The sequence below is a fragment of the Pseudomonas oleovorans subsp. oleovorans genome (assembly GCF_002197815.1).
GTDB lineage: Bacteria > Pseudomonadota > Gammaproteobacteria > Pseudomonadales > Pseudomonadaceae > Aquipseudomonas > Aquipseudomonas oleovorans.
In genome coordinates this window covers 65,496-80,556 of the sequence record NZ_NIUB01000023.1, presented here as the reverse complement: position 1 = coordinate 80,556, position 15,061 = coordinate 65,496, and the positions used below count along the sequence as shown (strand labels likewise).

Below are 15,061 nucleotides of genomic sequence, written 5' to 3'. Positions count from 1 at the left end.
TCGTTTAAGGCCTGGGATTGATTAGTTGCTGTATGCTTTTTCATGGACTCGCCCTCGCTGCCGTTGGCTTCTTAGACTGCCACCGTGGCGCATTGACGCCTCGGCGTGGGCGAGTCCATGTAATTACGCAAAGCCAGATGAGTTTTTCTCCCCTCTCCCGCTTGCGGGAGAGGGGCCGGGGGAGAGGGTCTGTCCGGCGACTCCGAGTCGCCTGTACCACCCTCTCCCCAGCCCTCTCCCATGAATGGGAGAGGGAGCCGTTCGAACATGAACCAGGCAGATTGCTTGCCTACGAACAACAGACAAAGGAACCCACACCATGCGACTCGTCATCGCCCTGGGCGGCAACGCCCTGCTTCGCCGCGGCGAAGCCATGACCGCAGAAAACCAGCGTGAAAACGTGCGTATCGCCTGCGAACAAATCGCCAAGGTGGCACCGGGCAACGAGCTGGTGATCGCTCACGGCAACGGCCCGCAGGTCGGCCTGCTAGCCCTGCAGGGCAATGCCTTCGACGCTGCCAACCCTTACCCGCTAGATGTACTCGGCGCCGAAACCGAAGGCATGATCGGCTACATGATCGAGCAGGAGCTGGGCAACCTGCTGCCGTTCGAGGTGCCCTTCGCCACCATCCTCACCCAGGTCGAAGTGGACAGCGCCGATCCGGCGTTCAGGAAACCAACCAAACCTATCGGCCCGGTCTACGCCAAGGAAGAAGCCGAACGCCTGGCCGCTGAGAAAGGCTGGAACATCGCCCCGGACGGCGACAAGTTCCGCCGCGTCGTGGCCAGCCCACGGCCACAACGCATCTTCGAAATTCGCCCAATCAAATGGCTGCTGGAAAAAGGCAGCGTGGTGATCTGCGCCGGTGGCGGCGGTATTCCCACCATGTACGACGGCAACAAATTGCATGGCGTGGAGGCGGTGATCGACAAGGATCTGTGCTCGTCACTGCTCGCCGAACAGCTCAACGCAGACCTGCTGGTAATCGCCACCGACGTCGACGCCACCTATATCGACTGGGGCAAGCCGACGCAGAAATCCATCGCCGAAGCTCACCCCGACGAGCTGGACAAACTCGGTTTTGCTGCCGGTTCCATGGGGCCGAAGGTGCAAGCCGCCTGCGAGTTCGCCCGCAACACTGGCAGCACGGCGGTGATCGGCTCGCTGGAGAATATCGAGGCCATCGTCCAGGGCAAATCCGGTACCCGGATCAGCCTGGATTACAGCGCCATCGCCTATCGCTGAAGGAGAGATGCCAACATGTTCGAGCCCGGCCATCTGCATCGCGATAACTTGGACAAACTCGAGACAATCTAGAGGGCTACGAGGTTCACTTGGTTTTCACCAGTATGCTTCGACTCTACATCTCAGCCTTGCGACCGACTAATCTCCCAGAACACTCTGCCATGGCGCATGGGTCACTGCAATTTGCTGCCCGAGTCGTTGTTCGATGATGGGGTTCACGGCATTAGGCTGAATCCCTTACCGTCATCGAGCACGGCGTAACGTCCACTGGCGAGCAGACGCTACGCCGTAGATGCCTATCACGCGCCGATCATCAAGGATTGGTCGGTGCTCTAACCCCGTTTCGGCGGCGATCTCGAGAGCGAACTGGGTTCGCTCTCGATTGCGCAACGTCGCCTGCAGGTTACGCGTCAGGATTACACGACGACCTTGAACTGCTCAGGCGTCTCAGCGCGCGAAGATCTTCTGGAACCCAAATGCCACCAGTGCCCCACCGGCCCAACCGTTCATAGCCCGATACGCAGGTAGCCATCACGAAAGGCCAACGTGCCGAAAATCCAAACGAGCCCGATTTGCCAACCTAGGAGTAGCACTCTAGTCAGCAGGAGAGTGATCGGGTAGAACCAGAGCGGAAAGGCGGCCGGGAATATGGCGGCGAAAGAGCTAGAAGTCGCGCTGACTTCAAAACTGAGCAGCAGCTACCGAAAACAACGCAAGATTCGCTTCCCGGTTTGAGACAACTCATTCGGGACGCTCCGTCGGGCCGCAGAATCGAAGTCCAAAGGAACAGCTGGTTCATAGCCTCTCACTAGGTATAGTGCGGATTCCACGGTCATCTGGCCACCCATTCCATAAGCATCTGACCACCGATTCCACGGTGATCCGGCCACTGATTCCACGGCCATCCGGCCACTCAACCGGGCAGGCAGTAACGCAGGATTTCTTCACTACCATCGACCTCTTTTTCGAAGCAGAGAGGTCGTCGTGGAGCGTTTATCCATGCGTAAGATTCGCGAAGTACTTCGTCTCAAGTTCGAGGTCGGGCTATCGGCTCGCCAGATTGCAGTCAGTGTGCAGGTCGGTCGTGTCACCGTCGGCGATTACCTCAACCGCTTTGCCGCCAGCGGTCTAGCCTGGCCCTGTTCGTTGTCCGATTCCGAACTGGAGCAGCAGCTGTTCCCGCCACCGCCGGCGGTACCCTCCGAACAACGACCGCTGCCTGATTGGTCTTGGGTGCATGCCGAGCTGCGTCGCCCCGGCGTGACCCTGGCGCTGCTCTGGCAGGAGTACCGCCTGAACCAGCCGCAGGGTTTTCAGTACAGCTGGTTCTGCGAGCACTACCGGGCCTGGCAGGGCAAGCTGGACGTGGTGATGCGCCAGGAGCATCGCGTCGGCGAGAAGTTGTTCGTCGACTACGCCGGGCAGACGGTGCCGGTTATCGACCGCCACAGCGGCGAGATCCGCCGGGCGCAGGTGTTCGTCGCGGTGCTTGGCGCGTCCAGCTACACCTTCGCCGAAGCCACCTGGTCGCAGCAGCTGCCGGACTGGCTAGGCTCGCATACCCGTTGCTTCGCCTTCCTCGGCGGCGTGCCGGAGATCGTGGTGCCGGACAACCTGCGCAGCGCGGTAAGCAAGGCCCATCGTTACGAGCCGGACATCAACCCCAGCTACCGCGACCTTGCCGAGCACTACGGAGTGGCGGTGGTGCCGGCGCGGGCGCGTAAGCCGCGCGACAAGGCCAAGGCCGAAGTCGGCGTGCAGGTGGTCGAGCGCTGGATCCTCGCGGCCCTGCGCAACCGTCAGTTCTTCTCCTTGGATGAACTCAACAGCGCCATCTCCGTGTTGCTGGAGCGGCTCAATCGCCGCCCGTTTCGCAAGCTGCCGGGCTCCCGGCACTCGGCCTTCGAGGCTCTGGATCGTCTGGCGCTGCGCCCCTTGCCGGTGCAACCCTACGTCTACGCCGAGTGGAAGAAGGCGCGGGTGGCTTCATCGACCAGCCAATCACTTGGCGCGAAAACAGATCCAGTACCACCACCAAGTACAACCAACCCTCATAGGTGCGGATGTAAGTGATGTCGGTGACCCAGACCTTGTTCGGTTCACTGACGTTGAACTTCCGCTCCAGACGGTTGGGCGAGGCCACAGTCGGCTTGCCACCATAGTACCCGAGGCGCCGACGATAACCGGTCTGCGAGCGCAGTCCCTCTCCCCGCATCAGGCGAGCCACGCGGTGCCGACCACAAGACTCGCCCAGCTCACGCAGGTCGTCGTGGATCTTGCGGTAGCCGTAGACCCCGCCGCTTTCCAACCAGGCATGCTTGATCAATCCGAGCAGACGCTGATCCTCCTTGGCGCGTGCAGATTTCGGCTCGGCCAGCCAGGCGTAGTAACCGCTGGGATGTACCTGGAGGGTCTGGCAGAGGCGCCGCACCGGGTACTCCACCGACAGCTTGCTGATAACGGCGTACTTCAGCCGGACTCCTTGGCAAAGTACGCGGCGGCCTTTTTTAGGATGTCTCGCTCTTCGGTCACTCGCTTGAGTTCAGCGCGCAAACGACGCAGTTCGGCTTGCTGATCATCTACCTGCTGCCGCTGTACTTGGGGCTTGCTGTAGCGCTTTACCCAGGCGTACAGGCTATGCGCGGACACACCTAGACGCTCTGCCACATCGGCAACACGCAAGCCGCGCTCAGTGATGTGCTTGACCGCTTCGATCTTGAATTCTTCGGGGTAACGCTGGTTGCTCATGGCACCTCCTGATGGGCCTCATTATGAGGCTTGGAGGTGTCTACGAAACTAGGGGCGATTCAGATCTCGCAGCTCGCGACGTCAAGAAAGTGTTGAGCCTGACAGAGCGCTCAGCGACGAACTGAAATGACCAAGCGGCGTAAATCATAAGATTTCGCCGCTTTACCATTCACTGGCCTGGCCCAACCTCTCCGACCAGCCAGCCCCAGCGAGCACCTCGCGATGACCTGAGCCAGTCTCTGCTCAGCATTCGATCTCCAATCGTTCCAACAGGTACTTCAAAGCTGTCTTTTCTCCTTTGGACAGGTTCAGACGGCCGGAAGCAATCTTGGTCAAGGCACTAATGTTCTTGGGTGATGCAATCCCATTCTTCTGCGCCTGGGTGATGATGTCGTTCGCGCGGGGCACCAAGCCAAACAGGGCAACATCGAAGTCAACCTCGAGATTCATGGCTCCTTCGCGGCTTCCCTGTCGTGCTTCGTCACAGTATTCCTCGATCGAAACACCAAACTGGGCGGCGGTTTCGCTTGGTACGCCAACCTTGCCCCTCACATACTGCTCCCAGCAGAAATCCCGCTTGGCGAACTCTGAGATGTTCCTGACATTGTCCGGCGGGGATCTCAGAATGTCTGCCACCAGACGGGCCTGCTCTAGCATCCATCCAAGCAGTGCTGAGGGAACACTCTGCTCTCGCCATATCCTATCCAGATCCAACTGCTGGGCCTTTGCTCGGAACCCGTCAGCGCAGGCTGCAATCGTGTACGTGACAATTTGAGCTTTATAGCCTCGGTCTGCTTGGTACCACGACGAGTTCTGCACGGCTTCATCAAGGTCAATGAAGAGCAATGCTTTAGCCATGGCCCGACGGAACCAGGTTTCACTGAGCGAGGATCCATCTCCGAGCTTCGCGAGCACCGATGTCGTGTAGCGGTTGAAGCATTTCTGGGCGCCCTCACTGACATGTTGGGGGCGCCCATCGAAGGAAAGCTCGTACTTCGCAAGGTCGGTCTTTGTCACGAGACGTGTCTTGGGATACATCAACTCAAGCTTCTTGCGCTCAGACGGCGTCTTGTACGAGAAGAGATTCTTGTACTGGCCTCTAGCACGTTCATAGAACCATTTGCTGCTGTGAAGCTCGCCCGCTTTCTGGGGAACGGACACCTCTTTGGAGAAGCGTTCAATTCGGATCTGTACCGGACTGTTAGAGGCAAGATCAGCCAGCGAAACCTTGTTTTGTGTGTTGGCGTATTCGGAGATTCGGGGAACCACATCGGCTAACCGATCCTCCTCCACTACGGACAGCTTGACCTGAACGTAAACATGATCAAGGTTCCTGCCCAAACCATCGCGAGCATAGAGCAGAGACGCAGTGGTTTGCCCTCCGTTTACAACTTGGAAATCCTTGATGTGGGAAATAGCCAATGCACCGCTGGGGAGCCTTCGCGTCTGTACGGAGGACGCCGTAGCCGTTACGCCATTGTTGTACGCAAAGAACATCCCGGGCTCTTCCGCGATGGTGCGCAGAATGCCTTTGTTGACACCGGTCTTTGCCTGCAGGTACGTCCTGACGTTCTGCTCGAGTAGGCGATTACCAAATGCGGCGAAGACCTTGGCCAGTACCGAGCAGTCCCCAGCCAAATCTTCCAAGATCGTCGGGCTCCCGCTCATCCTGTGGATTGGCACTGGCGGGGCGCATGGCGATCTTTAGCGTCTCCAAGTCCATGCCAGTCCCGTCGTCACGGATCCTTACGACAACATCACTCTCCTCGGGCTCGAACGAGATATCCACCCGAGAGGCCTTGGCCTTGATGCTATTGTCGATTAAGTCCGCGAGAGCTGCCGCTAGGTCGTAGTTACCAAAACTTCGTGCGGTCGCCATCAGGTCCCTTGCCTGGGGCGGATTCGTTATCCTCAATTCCCTCTCCTCAGCCCATACCACCGGGCAATATGGCAACAAGCCACTACAACATTATCCTTAGCCATAGTACGGGTACGAGACTATCCAGATTCATGGCAAATGGCCACTTCCTAGCCGCGCCCTTTTCTGCACCGGGTTGCATCGGAGATAGAGCCAATGCCCGCTACTGGATGCTTTGAGCCTGCCGCATCAGACTGGATGCCGGCCATAGTCGACTACCACAGCTTATGATCTCAGCTCGTAGCTGACCTTGCCTGTAGGTCGGCCACACCGACTACGATCATGAAGCTGGAGAAATTAAATGTGTAGACAGTAGGACTGAAAATCCTACGCACCAGTGAGACAGATTACGCTGGCAATACCGCCCTCCCCCACGCCACCAGCCTGGAATCAGGGGAGGGAGGCGGCTCGGGCTAATGATTGATCAACGACCCCTGATCGCCCGCAGCAGCGAGGCTGCTCAGGACATAGCTTTATTCCCCCTCATCATCTGGTGCAGAGGCCTCCATGCGCCGCCCGTAGAACCCTACCCAATCCACGTCACCAAACTCCTTCTGCAGCAACCCCTTCAGATAGTCATGCCACCCCTGGAGAGCCTCAGCCTTTTCTTCAAAGTATGAGTACCGGTCATAGATCGCATCCACCGACAGGTCCTTATGGTTGAGGATGCGACTGCGCACGTCCTTGCCCAAGCCATGCTTGGACATGTGCGTGGTTGCCGTGCGGCGCAAGTCATGCACGGTTGGACGCGGATAGCCATCGGCAACGCGCAGCAGACTCTCCTCTTCGACCCGACCTGAATCCTTCACGTAGTCATCGTAGAAGCGGCGCATGGCGCGGTTGAGCGAGGGCTGCGTCTGCGGTTTAGCAGGCCAACGCCCTGGAAACACATACTGCCCAGGCTTAGGTTGAGTTTTACTATTAGCCCAGTGTTCAAGGTCATTCGAAATCACTTTCTGAATCTGCCGCTCACGCAGGTAATTCAGAATGCTCAGCACATCGTCCGAAAGCGGAATGGCAATCGGGTTGTTGTTCTTCTCGAACTTGCCACTGCGATCCCAGATCTGCTCGTCCAAGTCGATATCGACCCATCGCATAGCCACGATACGCCCCGAGCGCTGCGCCAGCATCAGACTCAGCAACAGGGAAAACCGCGTATTGGTCGTCAGCGAGGCACCGGCCAACTGGTGCAGAAACCACACCAATTCGTGACGATTGAGGCTGCGCTCCCGTGGCGTTTCCTTGGCCACCCTATTGATCTGCACCAAGGGTGTCGCAGCAAGGATCTCGCGCTCGACGCAGAAGTTGAACATCTTTCGGATCACGGCCAGCAGACGGTTGGCCTGCACCGGCGCGGTCTTGGCCTTATGATCAAGCAGCGCCACGACCTGCTTGCGCGTGACATCACCGATCTTGGTGCGCCCGAGGTGCGGAACAAACTCAGTGCGCAGCATGCGCTCATCTTCACGCCACGATTTCTTGTTCTTCTCGGCCCACTCTAGGTAGCTGACAACCGCCTCTTCGAACGTCGGACTGGTGCGGTACTCGACCAACTCGACGATTTTCTTCTGCCCGGGATCGATACCCTGCTTCAGCAGCTCACCGGCCTGCGCGGCCTTGGCACGCGCCTCAGCAAGCGATAGCTCAGGGTATTTGCCCAGTGTCAGGCGCCGGGGATGGCCATGAAAGCTGTAGAGCAAGATGAAACTTATGCATGTTTTGTTGACCCGCACCCCGAACGTACCCTGCCCCGGCATGGGCGGATCGAGGTAATCCTGACGTCCTTTCTGGGGGTCGTACTTGAGCCGCTGGAGGATGTGTTCCTTCATCGCGCCGCGCTGTTTCATCTGCCCGCTCCTGACTAATACCGGGGTAGGTTTGGGGTAGGACTATAGCGCCTGGGGTAGGTTTGGGGTAGGGATTTGACCAAAGATTAAACAGCGGTTAGATTTTTCTACGCAGCCCAGTAAAATCGATACATACCTTTATATTCATGCACTTAGATAGCTTTAAGGCTTGTCAATTTTGCTGATACGGCCTGTGGAAAACCTAGCTTTGACACTGACTTGTAATCAGTAGGTCCCGGGTTCGACTCCTGGTGCCGGCACCATCTAATATCAAGGCCTGCTTTCATGCAGGCCTTTTTTGTTTTTGCTCCTGCCCACATCCGTCGCTTGTTCAGTGCACTTACCGCACTCGGCTCGTGGGTATGGCGAAAGGTTACATAGCGAGGTTATTGAGCAGATGCGTATTCTTGTTACCGGCGGTGCCGGCTTCATCGGCTCAGCCCTGATTCGCCACCTGATCCAAAACACCGGGCATCAGGTGCTCAACCTCGACAAGTTGACCTACGCCGGCAACCTGGAATCGCTTGCCCCCGTTGATGACAACCCGCGCTACCGCTTCGTCCAGGCGGATATCGCCGACAGCCCTGTGGTCGCGCAGACGCTGGCCGAGTTCCAGCCCGACGCCATCATGCACCTGGCCGCCGAGTCCCACGTCGACCGCTCCATCGATGGCCCAGCGGCCTTTATCCAGACCAATATCGTCGGTACCTATAGCCTGCTGGAAAGCACCCGCGCCTACTGGCTTGGCCTGAGCGCTGAGCGCAAGGCGGCCTTTCGTTTCCATCACATATCCACCGACGAGGTCTACGGCGACCTGCATGGCGTCGACGATCTCTTTACCGAAACCACCCCTTACGCGCCCAGCTCACCGTATTCGGCGAGCAAGGCGGCGTCCGACCATCTGGTACGCGCCTGGCAGCGCACCTATGGTCTACCGGTACTGATCAGCAACTGCTCGAACAACTACGGCCCCTATCATTTCCCTGAAAAGCTGATCCCGCTGATGATCCTCAACGCCCTGGCGGGCAAACCGCTGCCGGTGTATGGCAACGGTCAGCAGGTGCGCGACTGGCTGTATGTGGAAGACCACGCGCGCGCCCTGCTCAAGGTGGTCAGCGAAGGTCAGGTCGGCGAGACCTACAACATCGGCGGCCATAATGAACAGAAGAACCTGGATGTGGTACGCGCCATCTGCGCGTTGCTGGAGGAGCTGGCGCCGCATAAGCCGGCCGGTATCGCGCGCTATGAAGACCTCATCACCTACGTGCAGGATCGCCCGGGCCATGACCTGCGCTACGCCATCGACGCCGGCAAGATCGAGCGCGAGCTGGGCTGGATACCGCAGGAAACCTTCGAAACCGGGCTGCGCAAGACGGTGCAGTGGTACCTGGACAACCTCGACTGGTGCCGCCGCGTGCAGGATGGCAGTTATCAAGGTCAGCGACTCGGCGCACTCTAAGGAGCAGGAATAATGAAAGGCATCATCCTCGCCGGTGGCTCCGGCACCCGCCTGCACCCCATTACCCTCGGCGTGTCCAAGCAACTGCTGCCGATCTATGACAAGCCGATGATCTACTACCCGTTGTCGGTGCTGATGCTGGCCGGCATTCGCGAGATTCTGATCATCTCCACCCCCGAAGATCTGCCCAACTTCCGCAAGATGCTCGGTGACGGCAGCCAGTTCGGCATCGAACTGCAGTATGCCGAGCAACCTTCTCCCGACGGCCTGGCGCAGGCTTTCCTGATCGGCGAGTCGTTCATTGGTGACGACTCGGTGTGCCTGATCCTCGGCGACAACATCTTCCACGGCCAGCATTTCACCGAGAAACTGCTGCGTGCAGCTAGCCATGAAAGTGGCGCCACGGTCTTCGGCTACTGGGTCAGCGACCCCGAACGTTTTGGCGTGGTCGAATTCGATGCGGCTGGCAATGCGCTGTCGATCGAGGAAAAGCCGGCACAACCCAAGTCCAGCTTTGCCGTGACCGGCCTGTATTTCTACGACAACGATGTGGTGCAGATCGCCAAGGCGGTCAAGCCCTCGCCACGCGGCGAGCTGGAAATCACCGACGTGAACAACGCCTATCTGGCCCGTGGCGACCTGCGCGTGGAGCGCTTCGGCCGCGGTTTCGCCTGGCTCGACACCGGCACCCACGACAGCCTGCTCGATGCCTCGCACTACGTGCAGACCGTGGAAAAGCGCCAGGGCCTGAAGGTCGCCTGCCTGGAAGAAATCGCCTATCAGCAGGGCTGGATCGACCGCGACAAACTACTCGCGTGCGCCGAGGCGCTGGGCAAGACCGGCTACGGCCAGTACCTGTACAAGCTTGCCGAGGAACTCCCATGAAGGTGATTACCACTGCATTGCCGGAAGTGCTGATTCTCGAACCTCAGGTATTCGGTGACGAACGCGGCTTCTTCTACGAGAGCTTCAACGCACGGCGCTTTGCCGAAGCCACCGGCGTAACCCGTGAATTCGTCCAGGACAACCATTCGCGCTCAGTGCGTGGTGTGCTGCGCGGCCTGCACTATCAACTGCAGCAGGCCCAGGGCAAGCTGGTGCGCGTCAGTGCCGGCGAGGTCTATGACGTCGCGGTCGACGTACGTCGTAATTCGGCGAATTTCGGCAAGTGGGTCGGCGTGCATTTGTCCGCCGAGAACAAGCGCCAGCTGTGGGTGCCGGAGGGCTTCGCCCACGGTTTCCTGGTACTCAGCGAATACGCCGAATTCCTCTACAAGACCACCGACTACTACGCCCCGGCTCACGAGCGCTGCATCCGCTGGGACGACCCACAACTGGCCATCGACTGGCCGCTCGACGGCCTGACGCCGCAACTCTCAGCCAAGGACCAGCAGGGCCTGAGCCTTACCGATGCAGAGACCTTCGCATGAAGATTCTGATCAGCGGCCACACCGGCCAGGTCGCCCGCGAACTGCAGCTGGCCCTGCGCGAGCATGAACTGATCAGTCTCGGCCGGCAGGTATTCGACCTGTCGCGCCCGGAAACCCTGGGCGACATCATCCTGCGCGAGCGACCGGCGCTGGTGATCAATGCCGCCGCGTACACCGCCGTCGACCAGGCCGAACAGGAGCGCGAGCTGGCCTTCTCCGTCAATGCCGAGGCGCCGCGTGCCATCGCCGATGCCTGCTTCGAACTGGACATTCCGCTGATTCACTACTCCACCGACTACGTCTTCGATGGCAGCAAGACCACGCCTTACCGTGAAGCCGATACGCCACACCCGTTGGGCGTCTACGGCGCCAGCAAGGCGGCCGGTGAACAGGCGCTGCGCATCAGCGGCTGCGATCACCTGATCCTGCGCACCAGCTGGGTCTACTCGCAGCACGGACGCAACTTCTTGCTGACCATGCAGCGCCTGCTGCAGGAGCGCGACGAGCTCAGCGTGGTCGACGACCAGATCGGCGCACCGACCTGGGCTGGCAGTATCGCCAGCGCTACCGCCGAGCTGATCAACAAGTGGCAGCAAGGGCGCCATCACTGGGGCACCTACCACCTGACCTGCCAGGGCGAAACCAGCTGGTTCGGCTTCGCCAGTGCCATCGCCGAACGCCTGCGTGCAGCCGGCAAGCCCTGCGCCAGGTTGCGCCCCATCCCTAGCACCGAGTACCCGACGCCGGCGCAGCGCCCACTCAACTCACGCCTGGATGGTAACCGCCTGGAGCAGGATTGGCAGGTTCGCCTACCGGACTGGCACACCGCCCTGGACGCCTGTCTGCAACGCATGAACTGAGTCCCTGCGTTTCATCCGCGCGGCCAGTGCCCATCACCGGCCGCGCGCTTAACGTGCATAATGCGCCGATCATTTCTGCACGGTTTGCCATGAGCACGAACACTGCCACTCCCCGTCGCCTGCGCTGGCGCAGCCTCGTGCTGTTGGCGCTGCTGCTTGCGCCACTGCTGTGGCCGGTCCACTTCCTGGCCGAGCGCTACTACCGCGAAGTACTGATCGAGCAGAACCGGCAAACCCTTGACCTGTACGTCGCCAACCTGCTCGGTACGCTGCGTCGTTACGAGGTGCTGCCGCAGATTCTCGGTGATCTTCCAGGTGTACGCGCAGCCCTTCACGCGCCCGAAGACCCTGCCGCACTGGACACCGCCAATCGCCTGCTGGCGCGCATCAAGCGGCAGACCGGTGCCGACGTGATCTACCTGATGAATAATCGCGGCGTCACCCTGGCCGCCTCCAACTGGGACAAGCCCGACAGCTTCGTCGCCGGCAACTTCGCCTTTCGCCCGTATTTTCGTGAAGCGCTGGCCGGGCGCCTGGGACGCTTCTTCGGCCTGGGCACCACATCCGGCAAGCGCGGCTACTACTTCGCCTACCCGGTGCACGAGGACGACCACAATATCGGCGCACTGGTGGTCAAGGTCGACCTTGATCACACCGAAACGCTGTGGGGCAACACGCCTGAACGGTTGCTGGTGACCGATACCAATGGCGTGGTCATCCTCACCTCGCGGCCGGACTGGCGCTTCCACGCCAGCCGCCCGCTGGACCGGGTCGAGCAATCGGCCATCGCCGCCAATCAGCCCTATCCGACCCAGGCGCCACCTCGCCTGGATATCGACCCAAACGCCTGGCTGACACAAAGTCGTGTTCTGGACGAAACCGGCTGGACGGTGAGCATTCTCGCCCCGCGTATCCTCCTCGACCGCCCCGTGCGCAGCGCCGTGGCCGTGGGCGCGGCAGCCTTGCTGGCGCTGCTGTTGCTGCTCGGCCTGCTGATTTTGCGCCGCCGCCATTACCTCGAACGCATCGCCCTCGACGCCCGCGCCAAGGCCGAACTGGAACAGCGCGTGGCCGAACGCACGCAGGATCTGGAGCTGCTCAACAGCCGCCTCAAGCAGGAAGTGCTCGAACGTGAACAGACGCAGCAAGAACTGGTGCGCGCTCAGGACGAGCTGGTCCAGGCCGGCAAACTTTCAGCGCTCGGCACCATGAGCGCCAGCATCAGCCACGAACTCAATCAACCGCTGGGGGCGATCCGCAGTTACGCCGAAAATGCCAGCACCCTGCTCGATCACCAGCGCAACGACGATGCCCGTGCCAACCTCAAGCTGATCAGCGAGCTGACCGAACGCATGGCCTCGATCATTGCCCATCTGCGCGCATTCGCCCGCCGCGACCGCCATGCGCCGGAGCGCGTCGCCCTGCAACCGGCGCTGGACGATGCCCTGGCCCTGCTGGCCAAGCGCCGCCGGGCCATGGACGTAGAACTGATTCGCGACCTGCCGGATGCCACCCTCTGGGTTCAGGCCGGTGAGACACGCCTGCGCCAGGTGCTCGGCAATCTGCTTGGCAACGCACTCGATGCGCTGGTCGCCAAGGCGCCACCACGACGTATCTGGATCAGCCTCGAACATCAGGCCGAGCACCTCGACCTGCTGCTGCGCGACAACGGTCCCGGTTTCTCGGCCGAATCCCTGGCACGCGCACGTGAGCCCTTCTTCACCACCAAGACCAGCGCCCAAGGCCTGGGGCTTGGCCTTGCCATCTGCGACAGCCTGATCCGCGCACTGGACGGCGAGCTACTGCTGGCCAATCATCCCGAGGGTGGCGCACTGATCACCCTGCGCCTGCGCCTGGCCGCTCCCGGCGTCAACCTGCAACCTTCCGAGGATCCTTCGCCATGACCAGCGACAGCGCCATCGACAGCCGCATTCAGGTACTGCTGATCGACGACGACGCCCACCTGCGCCAGGCGCTCAGCCAGACGCTCGACCTGGCCGGGCTCAAGGTGCTCAGCCTGGGCGATGCGCAGGGCCTGGCCGCACGCATTCCGGCAGGCTGGCCGGGCGTGGTGGTCAGCGATATCCGCATGCCCGGCATCGATGGTCTGCAACTGCTGCAGCAGCTGCGCGAGCGTGATGCCGAGCTGCCGGTGCTGCTGATCACCGGCCACGGTGACGTGCCGCTGGCCGTGCAGGCGATGCGCGCTGGCGCCTACGACTTCCTGGAAAAACCCTTCGCCAACGATGACCTGCTCGACAGCGTACGCCGCGCGCTGGAGCTGCGCCGCCTGGTGCTGGACAACCGCAGCTTGCGCATGGCGCTCAATGACCGCCAGCAGCTGTCCAGTCGTCTGGTCGGCCAATCGCCGGCCATGCAGCGCCTGCGCGAACAGATCGATGCACTGGCCAGCATCGCCACCGATGTACTGATTCTCGGCGAGACCGGCGCCGGCAAAGAGGTGGTCGCACGCGCCCTGCACGATCTGTCCAGTCGTCGTGACGGGCCATTCGTCGCCATCAACGCCGGTGCACTGGCCGAGTCGGTAGTGGAAAGCGAGCTGTTCGGCCATGAGGCCGGCGCCTTCACCGGCGCGCAGAAACGGCGTATCGGCAAGTTCGAGTTCGCCAACGGCGGCACCCTGTTCCTCGACGAGATCGAGAGCATGAGCCTGGACGTACAGGTCAAATTGCTGCGTCTTCTGCAGGAGCGCGTGGTCGAACGCCTGGGTGGCAATCAGCTGATCCCGCTGGACATCCGTGTGATCGCCGCGACCAAGGAAGACCTGCGCCAGGCTGCCGATGCCGGCCGCTTCCGCGCCGACCTGTACTACCGCCTCAACGTCGCACCGCTGTCCATCCCGCCGCTGCGCGAGCGCGGCGAGGACGCCTTGCTGCTGTTCCAGCATTTCGCCGAAGGGGCGGCCGCCCGCCACGCCCTGGCGCCACGTGAACTGCAACCTGGGCAGCGTGCGCTGCTGCTGCGTCATCCATGGCCGGGCAACGTGCGCGAACTGCAGAACGCCGCCGAGCGCTTTGCGCTGGGCCTGGAGTTGGCACTCGACAGCAACGCGCCCAGTCTGCCGCCGGTCAATGGCGGGCTCAGCGAGCAGGTCGAAGCCTTCGAGCGCGCGCTGATCGCCGCCGAGTTGAGCCGTCCGCACGGCTCGCTACGCAGCCTGGCCGAAGCCCTGGGCGTACCGCGCAAGACCCTGCACGACAAACTGCGCAAACATGGCCTGACCTTCTCCGGCGCTGGCGGAAGCTCGCCAGAGGACTTCGACTGACTGGCGGCAAACCGCCAAATCCATCACCAAAGACTTGCCGGCGGCGGGTTCATGAACCCGCCAGCCCCTCGGCAAAGAGCCATCAAAGCCCTCAACCACGGGCTTTTCCCCGATGCGTGGAATCCAACGACAGCAGACTGGCACAAGGGTTGCTCTAGGCTAGCCTCAAGCGAACCCACAAGCACAAGTCCAGGCCTCGCTGATGCCACCGGCGTTTTTCTCCAAGCCGCCTAGACTTGCTCTTGTCCGTTCGTTAGCAGCGCCACT

At 60.9% G+C, this 15,061-nt stretch carries 10 protein-coding genes, 1 tRNA gene and 3 pseudogenes; 9 read left to right on the top strand and 5 right to left on the bottom strand.

The window, feature by feature from the left end:
- The first annotated feature begins 319 nt into the window (after nucleotides 1–319).
- Nucleotides 320–1,246, top strand: a complete 927-nt coding sequence (gene arcC / locus PSOLE_RS14875; protein WP_074859985.1) for a carbamate kinase — start codon at nucleotides 320–322, stop codon at nucleotides 1,244–1,246.
- 122 nt (nucleotides 1,247–1,368) lie between these two features.
- On the opposite strand, the pseudogene PSOLE_RS24720 reads toward arcC, so the two are convergent.
- Nucleotides 1,369–1,678, bottom strand: a pseudogene (locus PSOLE_RS24720) (DUF3363 domain-containing protein); the annotation flags it as partial.
- 567 nt (nucleotides 1,679–2,245) lie between these two features.
- Here PSOLE_RS24720 and istA point away from each other — a divergent pair.
- Nucleotides 2,246–3,229 (top strand): annotated as a pseudogene (gene istA / locus PSOLE_RS14865) (IS21 family transposase); the annotation flags it as partial.
- On the opposite strand, the pseudogene PSOLE_RS14860 reads toward istA, so the two are convergent.
- The 4 genes and pseudogenes from PSOLE_RS14860 to PSOLE_RS14845 all read right to left on the bottom strand — a co-directional run.
- Nucleotides 3,228–3,994: pseudogene (locus PSOLE_RS14860) on the bottom strand (IS3 family transposase); the annotation flags it as partial. The pseudogenes istA and PSOLE_RS14860 sit on opposite strands and share 2 nt — an antisense overlap.
- Nucleotides 3,995–4,237: 243 nt before the next feature.
- On the bottom strand, nucleotides 4,238–5,641 hold the full coding sequence (locus tag PSOLE_RS14855; RefSeq protein ID WP_157831708.1) for an AIPR family protein: 1,404 nt from the start codon (nucleotides 5,639–5,641) through the stop codon (nucleotides 4,238–4,240).
- On the bottom strand, nucleotides 5,583–5,873 hold the full coding sequence (locus PSOLE_RS25190; protein WP_125835804.1) for an ATP-binding protein: 291 nt from the start codon (nucleotides 5,871–5,873) through the stop codon (nucleotides 5,583–5,585). The genes PSOLE_RS14855 and PSOLE_RS25190 overlap by 59 nt, the downstream gene beginning before the upstream one ends.
- Nucleotides 5,874–6,385: 512 nt before the next feature.
- Nucleotides 6,386–7,759, bottom strand: a complete 1,374-nt coding sequence (locus PSOLE_RS14845; RefSeq protein WP_038823682.1) for a tyrosine-type recombinase/integrase — start codon at nucleotides 7,757–7,759, stop codon at nucleotides 6,386–6,388.
- A 189-nt stretch (nucleotides 7,760–7,948) separates the two neighbouring features.
- Here PSOLE_RS14845 and PSOLE_RS14840 point away from each other — a divergent pair.
- The 7 genes from PSOLE_RS14840 (at nucleotide 7,949) to PSOLE_RS14810 (ending at nucleotide 14,794) form a co-directional block, all read left to right on the top strand.
- Nucleotides 7,949–8,022 (top strand) — tRNA-Ser (locus PSOLE_RS14840).
- 134 nt (nucleotides 8,023–8,156) lie between these two features.
- Entirely contained in the window at nucleotides 8,157–9,218 is a 1,062-nt protein-coding gene (gene rfbB, locus PSOLE_RS14835) for a dTDP-glucose 4,6-dehydratase (protein ID WP_074859991.1), read from the top strand.
- A gap of 12 nt (nucleotides 9,219–9,230) precedes the next feature.
- Entirely contained in the window at nucleotides 9,231–10,103 is an 873-nt protein-coding gene (gene rfbA / locus PSOLE_RS14830; protein WP_074859993.1) for a glucose-1-phosphate thymidylyltransferase RfbA, read from the top strand.
- Complete coding sequence (gene rfbC, locus PSOLE_RS14825; RefSeq protein ID WP_074859995.1) at nucleotides 10,100–10,648, top strand: dTDP-4-dehydrorhamnose 3,5-epimerase; 549 nt, start codon at nucleotides 10,100–10,102, stop codon at nucleotides 10,646–10,648. The genes rfbA and rfbC overlap by 4 nt, the downstream gene beginning before the upstream one ends.
- Nucleotides 10,645–11,508, top strand: coding sequence for a dTDP-4-dehydrorhamnose reductase (rfbD, locus tag PSOLE_RS14820; RefSeq protein ID WP_074859997.1), 864 nt, complete (start codon nucleotides 10,645–10,647; stop codon nucleotides 11,506–11,508). The genes rfbC and rfbD overlap by 4 nt, the downstream gene beginning before the upstream one ends.
- Before the next feature lie 89 nt (nucleotides 11,509–11,597).
- Nucleotides 11,598–13,412, top strand: coding sequence for a sensor histidine kinase (locus PSOLE_RS14815; protein ID WP_074860000.1), 1,815 nt, complete (start codon nucleotides 11,598–11,600; stop codon nucleotides 13,410–13,412).
- Nucleotides 13,409–14,794: a sigma-54-dependent transcriptional regulator gene (locus PSOLE_RS14810; RefSeq protein ID WP_074860002.1), complete on the top strand. Its 1,386-nt coding sequence runs from the start codon at nucleotides 13,409–13,411 to the stop codon at nucleotides 14,792–14,794. Before PSOLE_RS14815 ends, PSOLE_RS14810 begins: the two co-directional genes overlap by 4 nt.
- The last annotated feature ends 267 nt before the right edge of the window (nucleotides 14,795–15,061 follow it).